This window comes from Halodesulfurarchaeum sp. HSR-GB (assembly GCF_031432215.1).
Classification (GTDB): domain Archaea; phylum Halobacteriota; class Halobacteria; order Halobacteriales; family Halobacteriaceae; genus Halodesulfurarchaeum.
In genome coordinates this window covers 57,705-78,860 of record NZ_JAVKGN010000001.1, presented here as the reverse complement: position 1 = coordinate 78,860, position 21,156 = coordinate 57,705, and the positions used below count along the sequence as shown (strand labels likewise).

Annotated in this window: 26 protein-coding genes; 14 read left to right on the top strand and 12 right to left on the bottom strand. The window is 65.6% G+C overall.

The window, feature by feature from the left end:
• Positions 1–69: 69 nt before the first annotated feature.
• Together RH831_RS00480 and RH831_RS00475 are read right to left on the bottom strand one after the other, a co-directional pair.
• Complete coding sequence (locus RH831_RS00480) at positions 70–720, bottom strand: helix-turn-helix domain-containing protein (RefSeq protein ID WP_310552336.1); 651 nt, start codon at positions 718–720, stop codon at positions 70–72.
• A gap of 401 nt (positions 721–1,121) precedes the next feature.
• A complete protein-coding gene (locus RH831_RS00475; RefSeq protein WP_310552335.1) occupies positions 1,122–2,369 on the bottom strand; it encodes an MFS transporter in 1,248 nt (415 codons plus the stop codon).
• A gap of 98 nt (positions 2,370–2,467) precedes the next feature.
• On the opposite strand from RH831_RS00475, the gene RH831_RS00470 reads away from it, so the two are divergent.
• On the top strand, positions 2,468–2,932 hold the full coding sequence (locus RH831_RS00470) for a peptidylprolyl isomerase (RefSeq protein WP_310552334.1): 465 nt from the start codon (positions 2,468–2,470) through the stop codon (positions 2,930–2,932).
• Between the two features lie 42 nt (positions 2,933–2,974).
• The gene (locus RH831_RS00465) at positions 2,975–3,760 is read left to right on the top strand and encodes an aldolase/citrate lyase family protein (RefSeq protein ID WP_310552333.1); all 786 of its coding nucleotides are present in this window, start codon (positions 2,975–2,977) and stop codon (positions 3,758–3,760) included.
• On the opposite strand, the gene RH831_RS00460 is transcribed toward RH831_RS00465, so the two are convergent.
• The gene (locus RH831_RS00460; RefSeq protein WP_310552332.1) at positions 3,718–4,086 is read right to left on the bottom strand and encodes a hypothetical protein; all 369 of its coding nucleotides are present in this window, start codon (positions 4,084–4,086) and stop codon (positions 3,718–3,720) included. The genes RH831_RS00465 and RH831_RS00460 overlap by 43 nt on opposite strands.
• A gap of 110 nt (positions 4,087–4,196) precedes the next feature.
• Here RH831_RS00460 and RH831_RS00455 point away from each other — a divergent pair, with 110 nt between their 5' ends.
• The 4 genes from RH831_RS00455 to RH831_RS00440 all read left to right on the top strand — a co-directional run bounded on the left by RH831_RS00455 (position 4,197) and on the right by RH831_RS00440 (position 7,222).
• Positions 4,197–5,483 (top strand): PQQ-binding-like beta-propeller repeat protein, encoded by a 1,287-nt coding sequence (locus tag RH831_RS00455; protein ID WP_310552331.1) that lies wholly within the window; start codon positions 4,197–4,199, stop codon positions 5,481–5,483.
• On the top strand, positions 5,480–6,097 hold the full coding sequence (locus RH831_RS00450) for a hypothetical protein (protein ID WP_310552330.1): 618 nt from the start codon (positions 5,480–5,482) through the stop codon (positions 6,095–6,097). The genes RH831_RS00455 and RH831_RS00450 overlap by 4 nt, the downstream gene beginning before the upstream one ends.
• Positions 6,098–6,182: 85 nt before the next feature.
• Complete coding sequence (locus RH831_RS00445) at positions 6,183–6,416, top strand: hypothetical protein (RefSeq protein ID WP_310552329.1); 234 nt, start codon at positions 6,183–6,185, stop codon at positions 6,414–6,416.
• Between the two features lie 65 nt (positions 6,417–6,481).
• A complete protein-coding gene (locus tag RH831_RS00440; RefSeq protein WP_310552328.1) occupies positions 6,482–7,222 on the top strand; it encodes a DUF429 domain-containing protein in 741 nt (246 codons plus the stop codon).
• On the opposite strand, the gene sucD is transcribed toward RH831_RS00440, so the two are convergent.
• Positions 7,207–8,082, bottom strand: coding sequence for a succinate--CoA ligase subunit alpha (sucD, locus tag RH831_RS00435; RefSeq protein WP_310552327.1), 876 nt, complete (start codon positions 8,080–8,082; stop codon positions 7,207–7,209). The genes RH831_RS00440 and sucD overlap by 16 nt on opposite strands.
• Positions 8,079–9,221 carry an ADP-forming succinate--CoA ligase subunit beta gene (gene sucC, locus RH831_RS00430; RefSeq protein ID WP_310552326.1) on the bottom strand — a complete coding sequence of 381 codons (1,143 nt, stop codon included), beginning with the start codon at positions 9,219–9,221 and terminating at the stop codon, positions 8,079–8,081. Before sucC ends, sucD begins: the two co-directional genes overlap by 4 nt.
• 76 nt (positions 9,222–9,297) lie before the next feature.
• Between sucC and RH831_RS00425 the strand changes: the two genes are divergently transcribed.
• Both RH831_RS00425 and RH831_RS00420 read left to right on the top strand, forming a co-directional pair.
• Complete coding sequence (locus tag RH831_RS00425; RefSeq protein ID WP_310552325.1) at positions 9,298–10,254, top strand: NADPH:quinone reductase; 957 nt, start codon at positions 9,298–9,300, stop codon at positions 10,252–10,254.
• 30 nt (positions 10,255–10,284) lie between these two features.
• Positions 10,285–10,992: an SDR family NAD(P)-dependent oxidoreductase gene (locus tag RH831_RS00420; RefSeq protein ID WP_310552324.1), complete on the top strand. Its 708-nt coding sequence runs from the start codon at positions 10,285–10,287 to the stop codon at positions 10,990–10,992.
• Here RH831_RS00420 and RH831_RS00415 read toward each other — a convergent pair.
• The 3 genes from RH831_RS00415 to RH831_RS00405 are packed head-to-tail and all read right to left on the bottom strand — an operon-like array spanning position 10,989 to position 13,740.
• The gene (locus tag RH831_RS00415) at positions 10,989–11,444 is read right to left on the bottom strand and encodes a universal stress protein (RefSeq protein ID WP_310552323.1); all 456 of its coding nucleotides are present in this window, start codon (positions 11,442–11,444) and stop codon (positions 10,989–10,991) included. The genes RH831_RS00420 and RH831_RS00415 overlap by 4 nt on opposite strands.
• Positions 11,445–11,470: 26 nt before the next feature.
• Positions 11,471–12,496, bottom strand: coding sequence for an amidohydrolase family protein (locus RH831_RS00410; RefSeq protein WP_310552322.1), 1,026 nt, complete (start codon positions 12,494–12,496; stop codon positions 11,471–11,473).
• Positions 12,493–13,740: an HD domain-containing protein gene (locus RH831_RS00405; RefSeq protein WP_310552321.1), complete on the bottom strand. Its 1,248-nt coding sequence runs from the start codon at positions 13,738–13,740 to the stop codon at positions 12,493–12,495. Before RH831_RS00405 ends, RH831_RS00410 begins: the two co-directional genes overlap by 4 nt.
• Before the next feature lie 79 nt (positions 13,741–13,819).
• On the opposite strand from RH831_RS00405, the gene cofD reads away from it, so the two are divergent.
• Genes cofD through asd form a run of 4 tightly spaced genes read left to right on the top strand, consistent with a single transcriptional unit; the run spans position 13,820 to position 16,844 of the window.
• Complete coding sequence (gene cofD, locus RH831_RS00400; protein ID WP_310552320.1) at positions 13,820–14,809, top strand: 2-phospho-L-lactate transferase; 990 nt, start codon at positions 13,820–13,822, stop codon at positions 14,807–14,809.
• Entirely contained in the window at positions 14,809–15,537 is a 729-nt protein-coding gene (locus RH831_RS00395) for a tRNA-dihydrouridine synthase (protein ID WP_310552319.1), read from the top strand. Before cofD ends, RH831_RS00395 begins: the two co-directional genes overlap by 1 nt.
• A 40-nt stretch (positions 15,538–15,577) precedes the next feature.
• Entirely contained in the window at positions 15,578–15,757 is a 180-nt protein-coding gene (locus RH831_RS00390) for a 30S ribosomal protein S17e (protein ID WP_070364481.1), read from the top strand.
• 55 nt (positions 15,758–15,812) lie between these two features.
• On the top strand, positions 15,813–16,844 hold the full coding sequence (gene asd / locus RH831_RS00385) for an aspartate-semialdehyde dehydrogenase (RefSeq protein ID WP_310552318.1): 1,032 nt from the start codon (positions 15,813–15,815) through the stop codon (positions 16,842–16,844).
• Here asd and RH831_RS00380 read toward each other — a convergent pair whose 3' ends face one another.
• Complete coding sequence (locus tag RH831_RS00380; protein WP_310552317.1) at positions 16,845–17,828, bottom strand: D-2-hydroxyacid dehydrogenase; 984 nt, start codon at positions 17,826–17,828, stop codon at positions 16,845–16,847.
• 576 nt (positions 17,829–18,404) lie between these two features.
• Between RH831_RS00380 and RH831_RS00375 the strand changes: the two genes are divergently transcribed.
• Positions 18,405–18,584 (top strand): helix-turn-helix domain-containing protein, encoded by a 180-nt coding sequence (locus RH831_RS00375; RefSeq protein WP_310552316.1) that lies wholly within the window; start codon positions 18,405–18,407, stop codon positions 18,582–18,584.
• A 49-nt stretch (positions 18,585–18,633) separates the two neighbouring features.
• Here the strand turns inward: RH831_RS00375 and RH831_RS00370 are convergent, their stop codons facing one another.
• The 3 genes from RH831_RS00370 to RH831_RS00360 all read right to left on the bottom strand — a co-directional run bounded on the left by RH831_RS00370 (position 18,634) and on the right by RH831_RS00360 (position 20,149).
• The gene (locus RH831_RS00370; protein WP_310552315.1) at positions 18,634–19,233 is read right to left on the bottom strand and encodes a hypothetical protein; all 600 of its coding nucleotides are present in this window, start codon (positions 19,231–19,233) and stop codon (positions 18,634–18,636) included.
• Between the two features lie 54 nt (positions 19,234–19,287).
• Positions 19,288–19,689: an SHOCT domain-containing protein gene (locus RH831_RS00365; protein ID WP_310552314.1), complete on the bottom strand. Its 402-nt coding sequence runs from the start codon at positions 19,687–19,689 to the stop codon at positions 19,288–19,290.
• Between the two features lie 85 nt (positions 19,690–19,774).
• Positions 19,775–20,149 carry an SHOCT domain-containing protein gene (locus RH831_RS00360; RefSeq protein WP_310552313.1) on the bottom strand — a complete coding sequence of 125 codons (375 nt, stop codon included), beginning with the start codon at positions 20,147–20,149 and terminating at the stop codon, positions 19,775–19,777.
• 300 nt (positions 20,150–20,449) lie between these two features.
• On the opposite strand from RH831_RS00360, the gene RH831_RS00355 reads away from it, so the two are divergent.
• Positions 20,450–21,067 carry a MarR family transcriptional regulator gene (locus RH831_RS00355; RefSeq protein WP_310552312.1) on the top strand — a complete coding sequence of 206 codons (618 nt, stop codon included), beginning with the start codon at positions 20,450–20,452 and terminating at the stop codon, positions 21,065–21,067.
• Positions 21,068–21,156: the final 89 nt, after the last annotated feature.

The following is a 21,156-nucleotide window of genomic DNA, read 5'->3' as shown; positions in this document are numbered from 1 at the left end:
GCGAGTTTATATACGGGGCAATGAATAAAGGATTGCTACAACTACAGGTCACCTTCTCGGATTGAGAACCTATCCCAACGTCTTCGAGACGATGTTCGTCAGGATGGTTGCCTCGATGCGGGAGAGGCGTCGGGACACGCCGGATTTACTCACGCCGAGTTTCTCGGCCAGTTCGGCCAGCGAGATGCCCCGTGGATCGTCGTAGTAGCCTTCGGTGACCGCAAGTTCGAGTGTGTCCCGCTGGGTTTCACTCAGATCGGTGAGGTCGAAGGTGAGTCCGTCTTCGCTGTCCGCTTGCGAGCAGTCCACGATGCGAAGCAGACTCACGCTTCGGGCGTTCTCGCGCAGGTCCTCGATCAACTCGCCGAGGACCGTCCGGTTCGGGAGATAGGTAGTGATCCGCGAGCGGTCGCCAGCCACCGGTTCGATCTTTGGCACACAGCCGTGGGCCGCAAAGATCGAACACGCACACGTACGGGAGACCTGTTCTGTTACGTGAACCGGGTCCTCGTTTGCCTCCCCGCGGATGTCACAGTGACACTGGCCCAGGTGGTCACGAATCACGTTGACTGCCGTGACCGATTCTGGAAGGTCCCGGGCCGGACAGGACTCGCCCATCGATACCTCTAACTCGACGAAGAGCTGTCGTCGATCCCGTGTCTGAGCCGTCGGTGGATCACATTCCACGGGCCGTTCGGCGTTCTCGGCTGTCTCTGGCATGCGTATTTTCGGTTGGTTGCTGGTTCGACGGTCGGTATTTGAAGCGAAGGGCCTGACAACGAAAAGTCACTCCATTGTTATCAGTATCGCTTAATAACTCCATAACCTCTCCCAGTCAGCGGGTTATACCGATGAATTATACTATTTAGAATCTGATTGGTATCTATCTGGTGGCGATTGACAGGTTCCAGAGTTCGATTTCTAATGGGCAAATTCGATGGACTGTCACTCTTGTGGGTGTACCTGGGAGGCATTTTTGAACACTGGTCGAACCGCCATTTGTGCCGAAAACCCACGTGACAATCTCACACCGACACGCCGTTGTCATCGGGGGGACACTCGGCTGGTTGTTCCGTTTCTCCCAGATCGCACAATTTTCCGGGCGAAAACGCCCAAATCGCTCAGGACTCCCTCGATTTCACGCCCAGCAGCACGGCAAGCGACGCGGCGATGAGCGCAAACCCGGCGAGGACGACGAAAAACGTCGTCGTGGAATACGACCCGAGCAATACCCCGCCGAGTGCGATGCCGAGTGCGCCCACACCGAACTCACCGAGGTACGTAACGCCATACGAGAGCCCGCGGGTCGCCGCGGGCGTGTGGACGGCCACCGCGACCTGGTACATCGGCTGGACGAAAAAGAGGAAGAACCCGAGCAGCGCACTCACGAGCAAAAGCGGGGCGAACCCGACCCCGGCGACCGGGACGAAGAGCAGACTGAACAGGCCGAGGAGGGCGAACCCCCCGGTCAACCCAGTCTCGACGGCGATCCGATCGGAGAGCGTTCCGCCGACCCACTGGCCGGCGATGCCGACCACGAGCAGCCCCACGAAGATGTAGTCCCCGACGTTGACCCCGACGAGGGCGTCGGTAATCGTGAGTGCTGGCATCGCCGACAGGTCCCGGAGGATTCGTGGCAAATAGGCGGTGACACCACGGTAGAAGAGGCCATCGAAGACGACGATCGCCAGCACGATGGGGAAAAGCGAGTGCAGCAGTTCGCGGGCCCGCACGATGAGGGGTGTTTCGTCCCGCCCCTCAGCCGGGGCCTCGGTGGGGTCGTCCACGGCGGCAGTCGGGTCGAAATCGATCGAGAGCCCGTACACGAACGCGGCGATCCCCGGCAGCGCAAGCAGCCCGGCGACCACTCGCCACTCGAAGAAGAGCAGGAGCGTCGCGGCGACGAAGGGGCCAAGAGCGGTGCCGAGGTTCCCGGCCATCCCGTGGTAGGCGAAGATAGTGCCACGGCTGGCGGCTCCGGTGCTGATCAGGGACATCCCTGCCGGATGATAGACACCGGCGAACAGACCCCAGACTGCCAGCGCGAGGCCCACCCCATAGATCGACGGTGCGAAAGCGAGCGCGCCAAATCCGATGGACATGCCCGCGATACTCCCCAGAAGAACGACGCCAGGCCCATAGCGATCCGAAAGCATGCCACCGGGCAGGGCCGCGATACCGATCGGTGCGAACCCGATTGCGACGATCAGCCCAGCCACCTCGACGCCGGTGGGAAACGTATCGATCCAGACGACCAGCAAAATCGGGATCGCCATCTCGAAGTAGTGAAACAGGCCGTGGCCGAGCATGGTGAGGGCCGCGATGGAGCGGTCGTTTTCCCGCTCGGGGGACGCGGTTGTCGAGGACACGGCTACGCCGAGTTCATCATCGCCTGGGGAGAAAAACGGTCCGGCTCGATTCGGACTCGATGCAAACGGCTTTTGGGCCTGCTCCGACGGGTTGACGTATGGCGATCGAATCCGGCGACACCGTCAGAATCGAGTACACCGGCCGCCTCGAGGACGGAACGGTCTTCGACACGTCCCGGCGGGCCGTGGCCGAGGAACACGACCTGGTCGAGGAGGACCGGGAGTACGACCCGCTGGAGGCCGCGGTCGGGACGGGACAGTTCATCGAGGGATTGGACGAAGCCCTGCTGGGCATGGATGCAGGCGAGTCCGCTACCGTCACGGTCCCGCCAGCGGAAGCCTACGGCGAGTGGGAGGAGAGCCGGGTCCGCGAGTACGAGATCGACGAACTCAGCGCCCAGCTCGGCGATCAGCTCCCCGAGGCCGGGGCCTACATCCAGACCCCGGACGGGTCGGTCGCGGAGATCCGCTCGGTCGAGGAGGACGTGGTTCGTGTGGACTTCAATCATCGGCTGGCGGGTGAAACATTGGAGTTCGAGATCGAAGTCCTCGCCGTCGAGTGACCGTTCGGCTACCTTTTTCGGGCTCGCGGGGGTGTGGGAGGTATGGACAGCGCCGACTTTGCGGACCGATTGCGTGCCGGCGAGAAACTCGTGGGGGCCTGGTCGATGTTGAGCGAGCCGGTCGCCGCGGAAGTGCTCGCAGACGAGGGCCTCGACTTTCTCGTGCTAGACGGGGAGCACTCCGAGAACACGGTCGGTGACCTCGCCGATCTGACCCGGGCGGTCGACGCCGTCGAGTCCGAGACGGCCCCGGTGATTCGAGCCCCCAGTTCCGATCGGGCGGCGATCCGTCGCCTGCTCGATCTGGGCCCGGCCGGGATCGTGATCCCGCAGATCGAATCTGTCACGGAGGCCAGCGCGGCCGTCCGCGCGACCCAGTATCCCCCAGCGGGCAATCGGGGCGTCGCCGGCGGTCGGGCTGCAGGGTACGGGACCGACCTGGCGGCCTACGTCGACGATGCCAATCGAACTGTCGCGACCATCCTCCAGATCGAGACGACGGGGGCCCTGTCAGATCTGGAGGAAATCGTCGCCCTCGACGGGCTCGACGCCATTTTCGTCGGGCCGGCGGATCTCTCCGCACAACTCGGTGTGTTCGGCGACTTCGAGTCCGAACCCTTCCGAGCGGCCCTCGATCGCATCGTCTCGGAAGCGAACGCGGCCGATCTGCCAGTTGGCACCCTCGCGACCAGTCCCGAGTCGGTCCATCGCCGGTTCGATGACTGGGGGATGGATTTCCTCGTCGCCGGGACTGACATCGGCTTTCTGCGGGCGGGCGTTGCTGATTACCAGGGGGCCGTCGAGTCGGCGGCCGCCGACTCGCCGTAGCGGGTCGCGACCCAGTCGATGATCGGTCCGTAGACGAGGCCGGCGAAGAAACTCGGCCAGTCCCGGAACTCGCTCGTGAACGCGATGGCCGCCGTCACCACGAGTCCCAGTAGCAGGCCTCTGAGGAGGACGTTATATCGGGACTCGACGAGGACGAGTCCGCCGGCGAGCCCGATCACGAGCCCCATCACGACCCGGTTGTACCACATCGCGAAGAGGAACAGTTCGTTGCCCACGAAACCGATCCGGGTCCCCACCCCGACGATGCAGAAGAGCCCGAGAAACGCTCCCGTGAGCACGCCGATCGCGAGTCGTCGTCGATTCATGTTTCGAGATCTATCGGCATCCCAATAAATTTTCCCGACGGTGTGGAAATCGGTCAAGCGACCGTCGAAGGCTCCCAAATCTACTTCCACGCTGCGGGTGGAGGGTGGGTATGGCACTCGGGCGTCGAGGGTTTCTCAAAGCGGCTGCCGGCGTGACTTCGGCGGTCGGGCTCACGGCCCTGGCCGGCTGTGCGTCCTCCTGTCCGGATAGTGACCCGCCGGACCCGGCCGAACAGGTTTCGATCGACGCCGAGCCAGTCGGTCCATTCAGCGACCCTCCCGAGGGCCGCTGGCCGGCAGTGCGTGGAGATAGTGCCAACACTGGATTCTCGACCGGACAGCTCCCATCGGCCCATCTCGAACTCCGGTGGCGGGCCGATCTCGACATTCCGACCGAGGACGGTGTCGGGGTCGTCGCGAGCGCCCCGGTCGTGGACGACGAGCAGGTCTACGTCGCGGACTCCACTCGAGTTCATGCCCGGTCGTTGCGAACCGGCGAGCCTCGATGGGAGTTCGGGCCGCTCCCGGTGACTGAAATTCCCAGTTACTCACACCGGGCCAAGACGATCGCCCCGCGACTTGGCCCGGACGGGCAGGTGTTCGTCGGCACCGAGGACGGACTCGTCGTGCTCGACGCCACGGACGGCACCGTGCGCTGGCGAGACGATGCGATGCAGGCTGTCGCCCCACCGGCGGTCACCGGGGCGGGGGTTTACGTCCAGGGTGCGGAGTCGGTCCGGGCGCTGGAGTTGGACGGTACCCCACGCTGGAACCGTGCTGTCGAGGCCGATGGGGAGCAGTACCAGCCGGCAGCAACCTCGCGGGCCGTCCTGTTCCGGCTGGCGGATGGCATCGAAGCTCGGGACCCGGAGACCGGCGAGCGTCTGTGGCACCGTTCGATCCGTCCCGAGTCCGCCCCGGTCCTCGACGGCGGAACCTGCATTGTGGGCACGACAGACGGGCTGGTCGGACTGGCTGCCCGTTCGGGCACCGAGCAGTTTCGCTACACGCGTGGGGACTACCTGGCACTTCAGTCCCCGGTCGTCACGCCCGAGACGATCTATGCCGTGGAGCAGCCGCCCGAAGCTGGCGCAGCCGCGTTTGCGCTTTCGCGGGCTGCTGACGGACTAAAGCCCCGCTGGTGTTCCGCGATCGGTGACGGGGCCATGGCAGCGGCGACGTCCGAGCACGCCCTGACGAGTACCTCGGTTGGTACCGGCCCTGAGGCTGGACGCGGTATCGTCGCCTTCACGACAGATTCCGGTGCCGTGCCCTGGGCCGTGGTGGGCGGCGGCCGATCGGACACCTGGACCAACCCGCCGGCTATACTCGATGGGGTGCTGATCGTGAGTACCCGAGGCGGTCGAATTGTCGCCGTGTCGGGCACGGAACGATGACCTGGCTTCGTCGGGATGGGCCGGCGCTCGCTGCACTCCTTGGTGGGGTGCTCGCGCTGCTGGCCGCGATTCCGCCCGCCTGGTTCGGAAGCCGGCCGCAGCAGTCCTACCAGTTCGATCCACCGGCTTTCAGCCCGCTCTGGATCGAGCGCGAGCTACTGCCGGCACTCGCGGTTCTGGCCGCCCTCGGTCTCCTCGTCGGGCTGGCGGCACTGGTCTGGCGGGATCGCGAGCGAAGTGGGTTGCTCCGGGGTGCGGGGGCCGCTGCAGTCCTGGGTGCCAGTCTGCTCACGATTTCGCTCTTCGGGTTGACCGTGGCCAGCGGGGACACCGGTGCGCCCGACCCGTTTTCGTCGATTGCCTGGCTTCTGCCTGGGCTGTTCGGGGGCCTGCTCCTCGTGGTCGGGCTGGTACTCCTCGGCGTAGTGTACCTTCGGCGCGGTCGCTCCCGGCTCGGTGGTGTGCTCGTGGCGGTCGCTCCGGCGACGATCGGATCGGGGGTGCTCCTTCCCGAGCCAGTCGCTGGTGTGGCTTCCTCGGGAGCACTGACCGTTCTGGGAGTGGCGCTCTCGCTGGAGCTTCACCGGGGGTGGCCGGAGGGGACGGAGGAATAGATCTCTAAGTTATGTGGATGCACTACCTAACCCCTCCAAAGGAATTATATACCCTCTTTCCATTATTTTCAAACGGGTTATTATCATGACTACCTACTACGACTTCGTCCTCGGTCTCATTCCGCTGGTCTTGTTCGGCTTCGGCGGCGGTCTTCGACTGGCCGGTCTGCGATTCGAGATCGCCGTCGCGGTCGGCGGGCTCCTCGCGATGGGACTGATCGGCCACGCACTGTTCGTCAACGCCCCCGTTGATTCCACTACCCAACCCTCGAGTACTGAATCTGTCAGCACCGGGACGTCGGCCCCGATGGCTGACTGAGCCCCTTTTCACAGGCAAATTTCTGCCATCCGTTCGACTAAGTGCCTTCACCGCCGTGTTCAGCTATGGCAAGCGCAGTCGGCGTCGACTGGGCCGGAAACGGCTGGGTCACCGCGGTGATCCCCGAGACCGGACCGCCGGAGGTGGCGTTCTACCCGACCGTCCTCAACCTCTGGCGGGCCCACCGCGATGCCGACCGGATTCTCATCGACATCCCGATCGGCCTCACCGAGACCGGCAAGCGGGCGTGTGACCTCGCCGCGAAACGCGAACTCGCCGGGAGGCAGGGAAGTGTCTTTCTCACCCCCACGCGGGAGGCGGTCTACGCGCCGAACATCGAGACCGCGAAGGAGCGCCAGCGCCCGGCCGAGTTCAGCGTACAGAACCAGGCCTGGGCGATCGTCCCCCGGATTCGGGAACTCGACGGATTCCTCCAGGCCTTCCCCGAGATCCCGGCCGAGACGGTCCGGGAAGCTCACCCGGAACTCAGTTTTGCCGGCCTGAACGGCGGGACACCGATTGCTACCTCGAAAGGAACTGCGGCCGGTCGCGAGGCGCGGCTGGCCGCGCTCGAATCACACGATCCCGCACTCGTGAGGGCCTACGAGCGGGGCGTCGAAACGCTCACGAAACCGTCCTACGCGCCGACGATCGGCGCTTCGAAGACGGATGATATTCTCGATGCACTGGCCCTCGCGGCTGCGGCTGCAGCGGGCCCCGAGGCCCTGACTCGGCTACCTGAATCCCCCCAGTACGACCCGGTGCTCGACCGGCCGATCGAGATCGTCTATTACTCGGGGGAGTGACTGGCGACCAGGTCAGCAACCTCGGCTGGCGTGGCCCCGACCGGGACCCCCGCCGCTTCGAGGGCCTCGATCTTGTGCTGGGCCGTGCCAGCGCCCGACCCCGAGACGATCGCCCCGGCGTGGCCCATCCGGGTGCCCTCAGGGGCGGTCCGCCCGGCGATGAACCCCACGACCGGCGTGTCCATCTCCCGCTCGATGAACGCTGCGGCCGCCTCCTCGTCCTCGCCGCCGATCTCGCCGATCATCACCACGGCCTCGGTCTCCGGGTCCCGTTCGAAGGCTCCCAGCGCGTCCTGGAAGTCCATCCCGACGATTGGATCGCCACCGATTCCGACCGCGGTGGACTGGCCGAGTCCGGCACTCGTGAGGTTCTCGACGATCTGGTAGGTCAGCGTGCCGGATCGGGAGACCACGCCCACAGACCCGGCTTCGAAGACACTCCCCGGGAGAATGCCCAGTTTGGCAGCCCCTGGGGAGATGACACCTGGGCAGTTCGGCCCCAGCAGCGTCGTGTCGACGTCCTGGCTGCGTCGGTAGACCCGGGCCATGTCCTGGACCGGAACGCCCTCGGTGATAGCCACGACCAGATCGAGATCGGCGGCCAGGGCCTCGAACAATGCGTCACCCGCGAAGGCCGGCGGGACGAAGACGACCGACGCGTCGGCGTCGGTCTCCGCGACAGCGGTCTCGACCCGGTCGTAAACGGGGACACCGGCGACGGTCTGACCGCCCTTGCCGGGGACGGCCCCCGCGACGACGTTCGTCCCGTACTCCAGCATCGCCTCGGCGTGGAATTGCCCCTGGGAACCGGTGAGTCCCTGTACCACGACCCGCGTGTCCGCGTCGACGAGAATACTCATTGGGCACCTCCCTGGGAGAGTTCGACGGCCCGTTTCACGGCCCCTTCGAGTGTTTCGACGGTCTCGACCGCGTCGGTCAGGGCGTTTCGCCCCGCCTCCGCTTTGGTCCCCGCGAGTCGCACCACCACTGGATCGGGGAGTGTCTCGTACTGCGCAAGCGCCTGGTTGATCCCCGACGCGACCTCGTCGCCCCGCGTGATGCCGCCGAAGATGTTGAGCAGCACGACCGAGACGTTCGGATCGTCGAAGACCACATCGAGGGCCGCAGCGACCCGATCGGCGTCGGCCCCGCCGCCGATGTCGAGGAAGTTCGCGGGCGACCCGCCGAAGTGATCGATGAGATCCAGCGTGGTCATGACCAGGCCGGCCCCGTTCCCGACGACGCCGACCGAGCCGTCGAGTCGCACGTACTCCAGGCCGGCGTCGGTGGCCCGGGTTTCGAGGGTCCCCTCCCTTCGTTCGGCGTCGAAATCGGCGAGTTCCGGCTGTCTGAACAGGGCGTCGTCGTCCAGGTTGAGGACGGCGTCGGCCGCGATGACGTCCCCGTCGGCGGTGACCATCAGTGGGTTGATCTCGGCGTCGGTGGCGTCCCGGCGCTCCCAGATCGCATAGAGGGTTTCGAGGACACTCGCCACGTCGCCGGCGACCGAGCGGTCGATTCCAGCCCGGTACACGGCGTTCCTGGCCTGGTAGGGATGCAACCCGAAGGCCGGATCGACGTGTTCCCGACCGATGGCTTCGGGAGTCTCCTGGGCGACGGTCTCGATGTCGACCCCGCCGCTCCCCGAGGCCATCACGACCGGCTGTTTCTCGCCCCGATCCATCGTGACCCCGAGATAGAGCTCCTGGGCGGCCTCGACGGCTTCCTCGACCAGGACCGTCTCGACCTGGTAGCCACCGATCTTCATGCCGAAGATCGACTCGGCGGCCGTCCGGAGTTCGGCGTCCGTGGCGACGATCTCGATGCCACCCTGTTTGCCACGGCCCCCGACGGGGACCTGGGCCTTGATCGCGACCGGGTAGCCGAGTTCCCGGGCGACCGCGAGTGCCGCCGACTGATCCGTGGCTGGCTTCGAAACTGGCGTCTCGATGCCGGCCGCGGCGAAGACCTCCTTCGCCCGGTACTCGTGTAAGCGCATGCCAAATGTGGGGGTTGGGTCGGACATAAACCTTCCCGGGCGGGGACTTAACCGGGTCGCGGGCGTGGGCCGTGGTATGCGAGCTGTTCGCTATCACGAATACGGCGATCCCTCGGTACTGGCCGTCGAGACGGTCGATCGGCCCGAGCCCCGCGGGGACGAACTACTGATCGAGGTCGCGGCGGCCGCCGTCAATCCCGTCGACACCTACTTTCGGACCGGCACGTACACCCCGGCCGGCCTTCCGATGATTCCCGGGGCCGACGTCGCCGGAACCGTCGCGGCGGTGGGCCCGGACGTCAGCAAGTTCGAACCGGGCGATCGGGTCTTCGGCACCGGTCTCGGTCGGGACCGACAGGGAACCTACGCCGAGTTCGCGGTGGGTCCGGAGACACATTTCGCCGAACTGCCGCCCGACATCGACTTCGATTCGGGAGCCGCAATCGCCCTCGTCGGGGTCACGGCCTGGCGGGCGCTGGTCCACCACGCGGGGCTCGAACCCGCTGAGACCTGTCTGATCCACGGTGGCGGGGGCGGTGTGGGCCACGTTGCCGTCCAGTTGGCGGCGGCGACCGGGGCCGAGGTCATCGCGACCGGGCGGCCAGCGATCCACGACCAACTCTCCGCGCTCGGGGCCGATCACACTCTGGATTACGCCCGGGAAGAGCTGGCACAGGCTGTCATCGACGCGGGCCGCCCGGCGGTGATCCTCGATCATCGCCTCGACGAGTACCTCCAGTTCGACGCCGAGGTTGCCCGGGTGGGGACTCGGGTGGTTGGGATCGGCAACACTGCGCCGGAAGCTGGATTTGGGAACGTTGCCGCGGCACGAGCGAAGGACCTCGAACTCGTGTTGATGAGCATGTTCAACACGCCACGCTTCGACGGCGTGCTCGACCGACTCGCGACTCTCATGCAGGCAGGTGATATCCGACCACGGATCGCCCGAACCTACGACCTCTCGGACGCAGCGACGGCCCAGCGAGCCGTTCTTTCCGATCAGTTCCTCGGCAAACTGGTCGTCGAACCGTAGCTATTTCCTCGTGACGCCCTACCATACCATATGGACGTTAGCTTCGACTTCACCGATCGTGTCACATTGGTCACGGGCGTCTCCGGGAGTCTCGGCAGTGCCGTCGCCGAGGCCTTCCTGTCGGCCGGGGCGACCGTGGCCGGAACGGACCGCCGCCCGCCGAGCGAGACCGAGAGCGATCTCGGGACTGAGCAAATCGCCTTCTACGAGGCCGACCTCACGGACGAGGCGGCCGTCGAGTCCCTGGTCGCCGAGGTCATCGAGGACCACGGCCGCCTCGATTACCTGCTGAACGTCGCCGGGACCTGGGCCGGCGGCGATCCCATCGAGGAGACCGACCTCTCGACCTTCGAGATGGTCTTCGACGTGAACCTCAAGACCATGTTTCTCGCCTCGAAACACGCCCTCCCGCACCTGCAGGCGACCGAGGGAGCGATCGTGAACGTGAGCGCAAAAGCCTCACTCTCCGGGGGCCAGGGCGACGGGCCGTACCGGGCCTCGAAAGCCGGCGTGCGGTTGCTCACCGAGACCATCGCCGAGGAGCAGTCCGGGGTGGTTCGGGCCAACGCCGTCATGCCGAGTGTCATCGACACGCCGGCGAACCGGGAGATGATCCCAAACGGCGACTTCGACGCCTGGGTCGCGCCCGAAGCCATCGCCCGGACGATGCTTGCACTCTGCAGTGATGCAACAGTCGCCACGAGCGGCGCGGCCGTCCCCGTCTTCGGCGAGGCCTAATCGGGGATTTCCGCTCCCGCATCCTGGACGGTCAGCACCGGGACCGTCGCAGAGCGGACCACCCGTTCGGCCACGCTACCCAGGAGCAGACGGTCGAGGCCACCCCGGCCGTGGGTGCCCATGACGATCAGGTCGCCGTCGTGGTCGGTGGCGTAGGCCACGATCTGTTGGCTGGGCCGTCCCTCCAGTCGAACCTGCTCGACGGGAACGTCCCGGATCGCGGCGGCCTCCGTGACCATCTCGAGGGCCGTCTCTCCCTCGCGTTCGAGCGCCTCGGAGATCCCTTCCATGGAACCCTCCGTCGGGACACCCGAGAGGCTCGCCAGGTTGATCACGTAGAGGGCGTGGATCTCCGCGTCGTGGACCGCCGCGAGTTCGACGGCGTGTTCGATCGCGGGGCGACTCGCCGCCGAGCCGTCCGTGGGGACGACGATCCGATCATAGAGGCCCATGCGTGCTGATTGTTGGCGCTCGCCTCTTAACTGTTCGCCGGGAGGTGCACCCGTTTCAGATCCGCGACCCCTGCCCGACGGACGATTGCTCTGATGGGGTCCTGATAGCCGGCGAGGTTGTCCGTGTCCCCGTCGAGCACGAGTAACTTGGCCGGGCGGCCCGGGGCGAGGATGCCGCCGGGCCGGTCGGCGATCGCCGTCCCCGCCAGGGTCGCCATCTCCAGGACTTCCGTCGCCGCGAGGTCACAGCACTTCGCGAGAAACTCCATCTCGCGGAACATCGACGGCCCGTTGAGCATGACGTTGTCCGTGCCCAGCGCGACAGTGGTGTACTCACGAAGCTTCGAGACCGGCGGGAGTCCCACGCCGGTCACCAGGTTCGATCGTGGGGAGACGACGATCGGGATCTCCAGGTCAGCGACCCGTTCGAGGTGCTCGTCCTCGGCGTGGACCATGTGGACGAGGTGGTCCGGCTCCAGGTCCAGGGCCGCCTCGATGTCGGAGGTGTCCCGCTCGCCGGCGTGGATTCCGAAGGGCTTGCCCGCCTCGCGGGCCGCTTCGCGGGCCGCCTGGAAGTCCCCGTCGTTCGTCCCGCTGGCACCGTAGCCGGTCGCGACCGAGAGAACCTCGGGGTCACCGCGTCCGAAGGGAAGTGCTTCGATAGCCAGGCCCTCGGCGGCCCGGTCCAGGGCCTTCACGCCCTCGATGCCCTCCTCCCGAAAGTCGACGAACGTCCCGGTGCCGCTTTGCTGCATGAAAGAGAGGGTCCGGCGCATGGCCTGTACCTGTTCTTCGACACTCGCCTCGGCCAACAGTTGATGTTTCAGCCCGTCCGGTGGGGCGACCAGCGCTTCCAGGCTGCGCCCGCGGCCGGCCTCTTTCGCGATCGAGTCCCCGACGTGCGTGTGGGCGTTCACGAACGCGGGGAGGATGATGTCATCGCTCTCGACGGGGGTCTCCTCGATGGCCGTGATCGTTCCGGCCTCCACGACGACCCGCCCCTCGAGTACGTGGAAGTCCGAACCGACGACGATCTGCCCCTCGAGTCTCACGCCGAATCACCCCCGAAGTCGGTCAAGGATGCATAGCGCCCCGGCGAGTCGGTCTCGGTAATGCGCGAGCCCGTGATCTTTAGTCCGAGAACGGCTTCTGCGGCCCGGCCGACGGCCTCGGTACGGGCTTCCGGGGCGTAAACGCCCAGTCGCCACTGCTCTCGCTGGGCCTGTTCGAGTGCCCGGACGACCGTCGACTGGGCCGGCAGGCGTCGGATCTCGCCGTTCACGATAACCCGGGTGGTGGACTCCTGCATCGATGGTGGGTCCTGGACGTCGACGAGCACCTGGTCGACCTCGACCCCCGCGCGCTCGGCGATGGTCGCTTCGGTGTCCCTGATAGTTTCGGGGGTGGCCTCGATGAGTTCGCCGGCCCGGTCCTGGCCGACGTCCCCGTACTCGGCCCAGATGGCCCGCTTGTAGAGCCGTCGCTCGGCCAGCCGCCTGGCGAGCGGGGCGGCACCGTTGGCCTCTCGGAGCGCGACCTGCAGGGCCGGGTCGTCCATTCGGGCGACGGTCTCGGCCGAAACCGCTCCCGACTCGAGGAGGCGCTCGGTCGCCCGCTGGAGCATTCGCTTGGTGATTCTGGTGACGTGGTGGTTGTACACGGTGGGGTTCATCAGCGCCCGGGCCACCAGCAGACTCTCTGCGGTCTGGACGTTGCCCTCCGCGAGGACTAAATTCCCGTCGACGAAGCGAAGGGCCCGGAGGAGCCGCTCGATGTCGATCGTGCCGTAGGGCACGCCGGTGTGGTGGGCGTCCCGGACCAGGTAGTCCATTCGATCCACGTCGAGTTCCCCGGCGATTAGCTGGCCGAGTCGCCCGTCCCCGGCGATCAGCCCCACGACCCGGTCGGGTTCGATGTCGTGAGCCAGGAGGATGTCGGCCACGTCTCCCGTAAGCAGGTCCTCGACGTCGTCGTGCTGCCGCCCGGTCCGGTGATAGAGGAGGTCTTCGAGCGTGTGACTATAGGGGGCATGGCCGATGTCGTGCAAGAGCGCGGCGGCTCTGACCGTCTTGGCGTCCTCGCCCCGGATGTCCAGGTGATCGAGGACCCGAGTGGCCAGGGCATAGACCCCGAGGCTGTGTTCGAAGCGGGTGTGATTCGCGGAGGGGTAGACGAGCGAGGCCGTCCCCAGTTGGCTCACCCGTCTGAGCCGCTGGACCGGCGGCGTGTCCAACAGGGCCGCCGCCACGCCCTCGACCTCGATGTGGTCGTGGACGCTGTCCTTGATCGTGATCATGTGACGGATTCGTCGGGTTCGCACAAAAACGTCTGGATGGGTCACAAGGGTTTACCGCCCCGACCGCCTTCACCCGCGCATGCCGACCGTTCTCGCTGGCGGAACCGGAACCCCAAAGCTCCTCTGGGGGACCGATCCGGTTTTCGATCCGGAGGCGGTCACCGTTATCGCCAACACCGGTGACGACGTGGAACTCGGGGGGTTGCTGGTCTGTCCCGACATCGATTCGGTCCTCTATGGCCGGAGCGATCGACTCGACCGCGAGCGCTGGTGGGGCCAGGCGGACGATACGGCGACCACCAACACGGAACTCGCTGCACTCACGGAAGCGCTCGACCGGGGGGACGACCCTCGATACCTTCCCGACACAGCACAGACGGCCGGCCGGGACCTGGCCCGCTTTCGTCGCTTCTCTGCGGCCCCGGAGTTTCTCCACATCGGCGATCGGGACCGGGCCGTCCACCTCCTCCGGACTTCGCTGCTTGATGAAGGTCACTCGCTTACGGCAGCCACCCGACAGCTTGCAACGGCCTTTGGGCTCTCGGTGTCGGTGCTTCCGATGAGCGACGATCCGGTCGCGACCATCGTTCATACTCCGGCCGGCGAGATGCACTTCCAGGAGTTCTGGGTCGCTCGCGGCGGCGAGCCGACCGTCTCGGACGTCGAGTTTCGCGGCGCTAAAGCGGCCGAACCCACCCAGGCCGTGCTCGACGCCCTCGCGGAGCCAGTCGTCATCGGGCCGGCCAACCCCATTACGAGTCTCGGTCCGATGCTCGCTCTTGCGGGGGTTCCCGCGGCGCTCTCCGAGACGATCGTCGTCGCCGTCTCGCCGTTCATCGAGGACCAGGTCTTCTCGGGCCCGGCCGCGAAACTCATGCGCGCCGAGGGCTACGAAGCATCGACGGCCGGGGTCGCTGCGGCGCTGCCCTTCGTCGACGCCTTCGTGCTCGATACCGCGGACGGGACGAACCTGGACCGGCCCACGATCCGCACCGACACGAGAATCGAGACGAAAGCGGACGCGACGCGGGTCGCCAGGGCGACCAGAGACGCCCTGGAGGTCGTCTGATGTTCGAACCCCGCCTCGCGCTCGCAAGTTTGAGCGGCGAGTCGGACGCCCAGTGGGCGATCGCGGCCTCGCCGTGGGCCGGACTGGCGTTTCTCGGTGGGCTGGCCCTCGACGACCCGACTCGGGACGCTGCTCGCGAACTGGTCGCCGAGCGTGATCGCTCGGAGTTCCTTCCCGACGACCCCTTTGTGTTCATGGACGCTCAGCTCGGCCAGCTGGCGGATCTGAATATCGAGCCCGGATTCAACGTCCGGGCCGTCGAGCCAACTGCGCTACGCCGGGCGGCGTCCCTCTGTGTGGATCACGACGCGGTCCTCGAAATCAACGCCCACTGCCGGCAACCCGAGATGACCGATCGGGGTGGCGGGCAGGCCCTACTCCGCGAACCCGAACGGCTCCGCGAGCAGGTCGAGATCGTGAGTTCGGCCGGCGCGACGGTGAGTGTGAAAGTTCGTGCGGAGGTCGACGGGGTTGCTCTCCCCGCGCTCAGTGAGTCTCTCGCCGCGGCTGGGGCGGATATCCTGCACGTCGACGCGATGGACTCGGAGCCGGTGATTGGAGAGATCGCCGACCGGGTCGACGCCTTCCTCATCGCGAACAACGGGGTTCGTGACCGGGAGACGGCTCGAAACTACCTGCAACGGGGTGCAGATGCCGTCAGCGTGGCCCGGCCCAGTGACGATCCGCGCGTGCTGGATCGGGTCCTTCGGGGCGTCCAGCAGAGCTAGGAACGAATGTTTTTAACCCGGCCGGCCGGTAAGCGCCGATATGGCTATCAAGCCCGACTACGTCAAAAAGACCGGAACGATCCTGCTCGAACGGTATCCCCAGGCCTTCCAGGCTGATGACTTCGAGCACAACAAGGAGAGCGTGACCGCCCTGACCAACATCGAGTCAAAGGGGGTCCGCAACCGGATCGCCGGCTACGTCACGCGCAAGCTCAACTGAGCGGCAAATCGCTCCCAATCAGAAGGGCTTAGGGCCGGGCTGCCAAACGCCGGGTATGATTCAGGTTGGCATCCTCGGTGCGACCGGCGCCGTCGGACAGCGTTTCATTCAGCTTCTCACCGATCATCCGGAGTTCGAACTGCGGGTTCTGACTGCCAGTGACGCCAGTGCCGGTGAGTCCTACCGATCGGCCGCCAAGTGGCGGGTCGACTCGCCCATCCCAGAGCGCGTCGCGGAACAGACGGTGCGACGAACGGAACCCGACGCGATTCCCGACGACGTCGACTTGCTCTTTTCCTCCCTGCCCTCCGACGTGGCTGCGGAAGTCGAACACGACTTCGTGGAGGCGGGTTACGTGGTCTCCTCGAACTCCTCGAACGAGCGCCGGGCGGCGGACGTGCCCCTGGTCATTCCGGAGGTCAACCCCGAACACCTCGAACTGATCGAGGTCCAGCGGGCAAATCGTGGCTGGGACGGCGCGCTCATCAAGAACCCGAACTGCTCGACGATCACGATGGTTCCCGCCCTCGCAGCTCTGGAGCAGTTCGGAATCGAGCGGGTCCACGTCGCGACCCTCCAGGCGGTCTCGGGGGCCGGCTACTCCGGGGTCTCCTCGATGGACATCATCGACAACGCGATCCCGCACATCGGCGGCGAGGAGGAGAAGATGGAAGGGGAGTCCCGGAAACTGCTGGGCGAGCTCGGCGACGGCGAGGTTCAGTACCACGATGCTGCGGTCACCGCTTCCTGCAACCGGATCCCCACGATCGACGGCCACCTGGAGAACGTCTTCGTGGAGTTTGCGGAGAACCCCTCTATCGAGGCCGTCACAGCCGCCTTCGAGGACGCCGAGACCATCGACCTGCCGACGGCCCCGGACCCGCTCATTACCGTCTTCGAGGATCCGGAGCGGCCACAGCCGCGACTGGATCGCATGGTCGAGGACGGCATGGGTATCGCGGTCGGTGGCATTCAGGAGACCGAGTCGGGGATCAAGTTCAACGTCCTCGCGCACAACACGATCCGCGGTGCGGCCGGCGCGAGCGTGCTGAACGGCGAACTGCTGGCCGCCGAGGGCTGGCTGTAACTACCGAATCTGGTTGCATAACCCGTCGAAGGAGCCCGTTTCTTCAGCGATTTCGACGTTTTCGGCCAAAATGTCTGCCCGCCGCTCCCAGTAGTTCGGCGTGAAGCCGGCGTGATGGGGTGTCAGAAAGACGTTGTCCAGTCCCCAGAGTTCGTGATCGGCGGGCAGCGGCTCGGGGTCGGTCACGTCCAGTGCGGCCCCGCGGATTCCGTTTCGCTGGAGTTCATGCACCAGCGCCTCGGTCTCGACGATCGGGCCCCGGGCGATGTTGACGAGCACACTCTCAGGCGACATCGTTTCGAGGGCCGTCTCGTCGATCAATCCGCGAGTGGTTTCGGTGAGCGGACTCGCGACGACGACGTAGTCGCTGCGTGCGAGCGCGTCGTGGAGTGGGTTTGCTTCGAGCCCCGCAATTTCGTCGGCCGGGCCGCCCTTCTCCGGGGTGTATCGCAGGCCGATCGTGTGCACGCCGAAGGGCTTGAGTCGCTTGAGGACGGCCTGGCCGATCGCGCCGAGGCCGATGACGGTCACGGTACTCCCCTGGAGTTCGTGGGTCTCGAAGGCCTGCCACTCCCGGCGTTCCTTCTGTCGCCAGGCGGTCGGGAATCCCCGAGCGAACGCCAGGATGCTCCCGAGGACGTACTCGGCGATGTTCGGCCCGTGGACGCCCGAACCGTTGGTCACGGCGACGCCGTGGTCCTCGAGGACGTCGAGTGGGAGATGTTCGGTCCCGGCGTAGGTCCCGGCGAAGAGTTCGAGATTCTCGGCGCTCTCGACGGCTTCCGGGTCGATGTTCGTCCCGGCCGCGATCTGGGCGGTCCGTAGCAACGCTCGCTCCTCGCTCGGTGTCCGTGCGACGTTGATTTCGGCTTCGGGGAGCCGTTCTTCGAGGGCCGCGGCGTAGGACTCGCCGTCCAGTCCCTGCAACTGCTGTCTGAGCACGACGATGTCGACTGTCACAGTTTCCGGTAGGGGGAGCCCCATGAAAAGTTTCGGCCCCGGTCGGCGGACAGGTTTTTCCGCGATGCCCGCGGATACTCACCTGCGTGCCGTAGTCCCCGCCCGAGCAGGCCTATTAGGGCGCAATGACCGGTGGAGAACCCCGGCACGCGACAGACACGCCCGGCACGAGGGTTACCCGGCCGACGCGGCACGCCGCCAGGGATGACGTCGGGAGTTAGTGTTCCGGGCGACACTCGATTAAGCAGCGCTCGCTTCGTCCGCGTACTGTTACCAACTTCCAACCACGGTACCTGAAATTTCAGGTGCGAGCGGAGTGTGCCCACGGAAATCTGCACTGTTTGGACTCGACTGAAGTAGTATCAGGGGAAGCCCGGGAATCAGGGGGGGGAGAGAACCGACGTCATCCCACACTCCCCAGTGTCTCCGGAGAGACACCGGTCCCTTGTATGCCAGGTGTAGCGATATCCCTTGTGATTCAATAACTCGTTGACCGGTTTCAAAACGAGCAAGGCCTTCAACTGGGTTTTCCAGTTCGGTGACCTGTCCTTCCCGGTCAGGCACCCGCACACGCGAGGAACGGAACGACTTTCGAACCCATTGTCGGGAAACGGACCTCCCGACCGAAGTCACGAGATCCCGCGACAGATCACCACGAAGGCCCTCGCCGCCGAGGTCGACGTCTCGGATCAGGCAATGACCGCGCGATTGCGCCGGGCCATCCGAAACCTGGTGGTGAACACGATCCAGGTCGCCGAGCCCCCAGTTGGGCGGCCGTAGGCGGGTTGCCAGTTCGCGAACGAATCCCATCAGCGAAAAATCTGGACTTTCAGATGCCGAGCCACTCGTCGTTGCGGACCTCGTAGCCGTTCTCGCGGCAGTAGTCCGCGGCCCGGCGACGCACGCCCCGCGACCCGGGAAGTTCCCCGTTCTCCCGGAGGCTTTCGAGGATCCAGTCCCGGAGGACGGGTATCCCCTCGTCATCGTCGACCGCGTCGATCGCCTTCAGTTCGAGGAACGTCTTCTCGTAGGTTTCCAGCTGTGACCCCGTGAGGGAGGCTCCCTGAATGGAATCGGTCTCCTCGACGATTCGTTTGAGTGCCGTGGCGATCGACGGCCGCTGGACCTGTACGCGAACCTCCTCCGGGCGGTTGAACGAGATCGACTCGGTCGCTGGCAGGAGTTCGGCGACACTGTAGGCCTGCTCGATCCCTTCGAGTTCCTGATGCCCCATCTCGAAGACGACCTCGGTCGCCGTGACGGGGAATTCGAGCTCTTCGAGGGCGGTCTCGAAGAGGGCAAGTTCCCCCTCGTCGATTTCGGGTTCAGGCTCGTCCATCCGTTCGAGCTCCGACGCGATCGCTCGCTTTCGCTGTCGTCGGTCCGCGTTCCTGGCCTGCTTCTCCCGGCCTCGTTTGTCATCAGGCATACCACAAACTCGGAGCGGCTCGGGCATAGGTTTGTGGGCTGTTGGGAGGGCCCACTACCTGCACGACCGTCGTCGGGAGCCGCAACGTCTGTCGTGCCGGGATTTCCGCCGTTCCGGGTGTGTATCCTCGACCCGTGGTTCTGGCTCGACCGTCTCCGGGCTCGATTCCGGGTCGCCCGTCGAATCGGTTTCACGCTGGAGCGAGCGCTCGACGTCCGAGACCGTCTCGTTCTCGAACAGCGTCTCCAGCTTTCGCTCGAACTCGACGTCGTCAATCTCGCCGGCGACGTACCGTTGTTTGAGTGCTTCGAGGCTCGTTGCCTTTCCGGTGGACTGACTGGTGCTGTCCTCGCCGATCGAGAGCGACCCGCTCGCTGTGAACGCGACGAGAACGGCAGCTACAACAAGGGCCAGTATTGGCCACTGGCCCAGTCCGAGGCTCGTCTGTGCCAGCACGACACCGAGGATCCCTCCCGCGAGCGCAAGTAGTGGCCAAAGCCGCCTCATTCGAATTTCTTTAGATGGTATGTCCGTCGGTCGGTCATCGCTCGCCGTCGAGACGGAGCGTCGCCCGGCGTCGCTCGAACTCCTCCTCCGAGATGTCACCGCGGGCGTAGGCGTTCCGCAGTTCCTCGATGGCCGCATCCCCGGAACGGCCGGGTCGGGGACCACCGTCTCCGGCGACCGCCTGGAAGAGAACGTACGCCCCCGCGACGAGGAGTGCCAGGAAGAGCAGTTGTGTGAACGGCCCCAGCAGTCCCATTCCGCCGCCGTACCCACCACCCATCATGCCGCCGTACCCACCACCCATCATGCCATAGCCCCCGGTGGCCCCCGAGAGGAACGTCGGCACGAGGAGGATGAGTCCCGCGAGTGCCAACACGCCCAGCCCGATCCGTTTGTGCAGGCTGTTCATGTTATCGGTCACCTCCGGAACCGGCGGTCGTATGGGTGGGACTCGGTCGGACTGGAACGCGTATCGGTTCGGTTGGTAGATCGGTCATCGTCTATTGCCCCATAGATCTCCCCAGGGGTTATCTACCTGCCCGAAAATGCAGTGTGCAAATCAGCTTAGAGATTTTATACTGCCTGCTAATCGTTTTTCGTTCGAGAGATCGTTCATCGGTGGCGAGATCGACCCCATCACGGTTGGCCGGGTCCGCCGCCAGCCGGGAGGGGAGGGCTTTCATGTCTTCGAAGCCTTCCTCTTCATAAGATGAACAGACGACGCGCGGACCGCCTGGCGGCGATCGTCGTGGGTGCGGTCCTGCTGCTGGGCGGGTTGTGGACCTGGGACCGGTACCAGGCCCAGCAGGCCTTCGACAGCCAGATGGACGGCATGATGGGATCGATGATGGACGGGATGGGTACGACACAGGGTGCAGATCCCCTGGTCATCGCCGTCGGCACGCTAGTGGTGGCGGGGGTGCTGGGCGGCGGCTATCTCGTCCTGCGAGACGAGTGGACCGAACCCGAAACCCAGGCGGCACCGCAAATGGGCACGTCCGACATCGAATCCGCTGCCCACGAACCAGACGAGGAGTCCACGGACGTCCCCACGGACGCCACGTCGAGTGTGGAATCGGTGGCAGGGCTCGAATCACAGCGCGCACTGCTCGACCTGCTGCCCGAAGACGAGCGGCGGATTCTCGAACCCGTTCTGGAATCGCCCGGCCTCACCCAGATCGAGGTCAGGGACCGATCGGACTTCTCGAAGAGCAAGGTGAGCCAGACGATCTCGGACCTGGAAAAGCGGGGGCTCGTGTATCGCGAAAAGCAGGGGCGGACCTATCGTGTCTACCCGGCCGAGCAATTGCCCGGCGTAACCGAGTGACCGGGCTCGACGAACGGTCTCTGTTCTCAAAAACGCTCAGCTCTGTCGAGAAACGTTTTACAACGTTCTCCTGAGTTCGTTCACGGCCA

Excerpts from the sequence above, each read along its gene's own strand:
- RH831_RS00480 (WP_310552336.1), bottom strand. The coding sequence starts at position 720 with ATGCCAGAGACAGCCGAGAACGCCGAACGGCCCGTGGAATGTGATCCA.
- RH831_RS00470 (WP_310552334.1), top strand. The coding sequence starts at position 2,468 with ATGGCGATCGAATCCGGCGACACCGTCAGAATCGAGTACACCGGCCGC.
- RH831_RS00465 (WP_310552333.1), top strand. The coding sequence starts at position 2,975 with ATGGACAGCGCCGACTTTGCGGACCGATTGCGTGCCGGCGAGAAACTC.
- RH831_RS00460 (WP_310552332.1), bottom strand. The coding sequence starts at position 4,086 with ATGAATCGACGACGACTCGCGATCGGCGTGCTCACGGGAGCGTTTCTC.
- RH831_RS00455 (WP_310552331.1), top strand. The coding sequence starts at position 4,197 with ATGGCACTCGGGCGTCGAGGGTTTCTCAAAGCGGCTGCCGGCGTGACT.
- RH831_RS00450 (WP_310552330.1), top strand. The coding sequence starts at position 5,480 with ATGACCTGGCTTCGTCGGGATGGGCCGGCGCTCGCTGCACTCCTTGGT.
- RH831_RS00445 (WP_310552329.1), top strand. The coding sequence starts at position 6,183 with ATGACTACCTACTACGACTTCGTCCTCGGTCTCATTCCGCTGGTCTTG.
- RH831_RS00440 (WP_310552328.1), top strand. The coding sequence starts at position 6,482 with ATGGCAAGCGCAGTCGGCGTCGACTGGGCCGGAAACGGCTGGGTCACC.
- sucD (WP_310552327.1), bottom strand. The coding sequence starts at position 8,082 with ATGAGTATTCTCGTCGACGCGGACACGCGGGTCGTGGTACAGGGACTC.
- sucC (WP_310552326.1), bottom strand. The coding sequence starts at position 9,221 with ATGCGCTTACACGAGTACCGGGCGAAGGAGGTCTTCGCCGCGGCCGGC.
- RH831_RS00425 (WP_310552325.1), top strand. The coding sequence starts at position 9,298 with ATGCGAGCTGTTCGCTATCACGAATACGGCGATCCCTCGGTACTGGCC.
- RH831_RS00420 (WP_310552324.1), top strand. The coding sequence starts at position 10,285 with ATGGACGTTAGCTTCGACTTCACCGATCGTGTCACATTGGTCACGGGC.
- RH831_RS00415 (WP_310552323.1), bottom strand. The coding sequence starts at position 11,444 with ATGGGCCTCTATGATCGGATCGTCGTCCCCACGGACGGCTCGGCGGCG.
- RH831_RS00405 (WP_310552321.1), bottom strand. The coding sequence starts at position 13,740 with ATGATCACGATCAAGGACAGCGTCCACGACCACATCGAGGTCGAGGGC.
- cofD (WP_310552320.1), top strand. The coding sequence starts at position 13,820 with ATGCCGACCGTTCTCGCTGGCGGAACCGGAACCCCAAAGCTCCTCTGG.
- RH831_RS00395 (WP_310552319.1), top strand. The coding sequence starts at position 14,809 with ATGTTCGAACCCCGCCTCGCGCTCGCAAGTTTGAGCGGCGAGTCGGAC.
- RH831_RS00390 (WP_070364481.1), top strand. The coding sequence starts at position 15,578 with ATGGCTATCAAGCCCGACTACGTCAAAAAGACCGGAACGATCCTGCTC.
- asd (WP_310552318.1), top strand. The coding sequence starts at position 15,813 with ATGATTCAGGTTGGCATCCTCGGTGCGACCGGCGCCGTCGGACAGCGT.
- RH831_RS00380 (WP_310552317.1), bottom strand. The coding sequence starts at position 17,828 with ATGGGGCTCCCCCTACCGGAAACTGTGACAGTCGACATCGTCGTGCTC.
- RH831_RS00370 (WP_310552315.1), bottom strand. The coding sequence starts at position 19,233 with ATGCCTGATGACAAACGAGGCCGGGAGAAGCAGGCCAGGAACGCGGAC.
- RH831_RS00360 (WP_310552313.1), bottom strand. The coding sequence starts at position 20,149 with ATGAACAGCCTGCACAAACGGATCGGGCTGGGCGTGTTGGCACTCGCG.
- RH831_RS00355 (WP_310552312.1), top strand. The coding sequence starts at position 20,450 with ATGAACAGACGACGCGCGGACCGCCTGGCGGCGATCGTCGTGGGTGCG.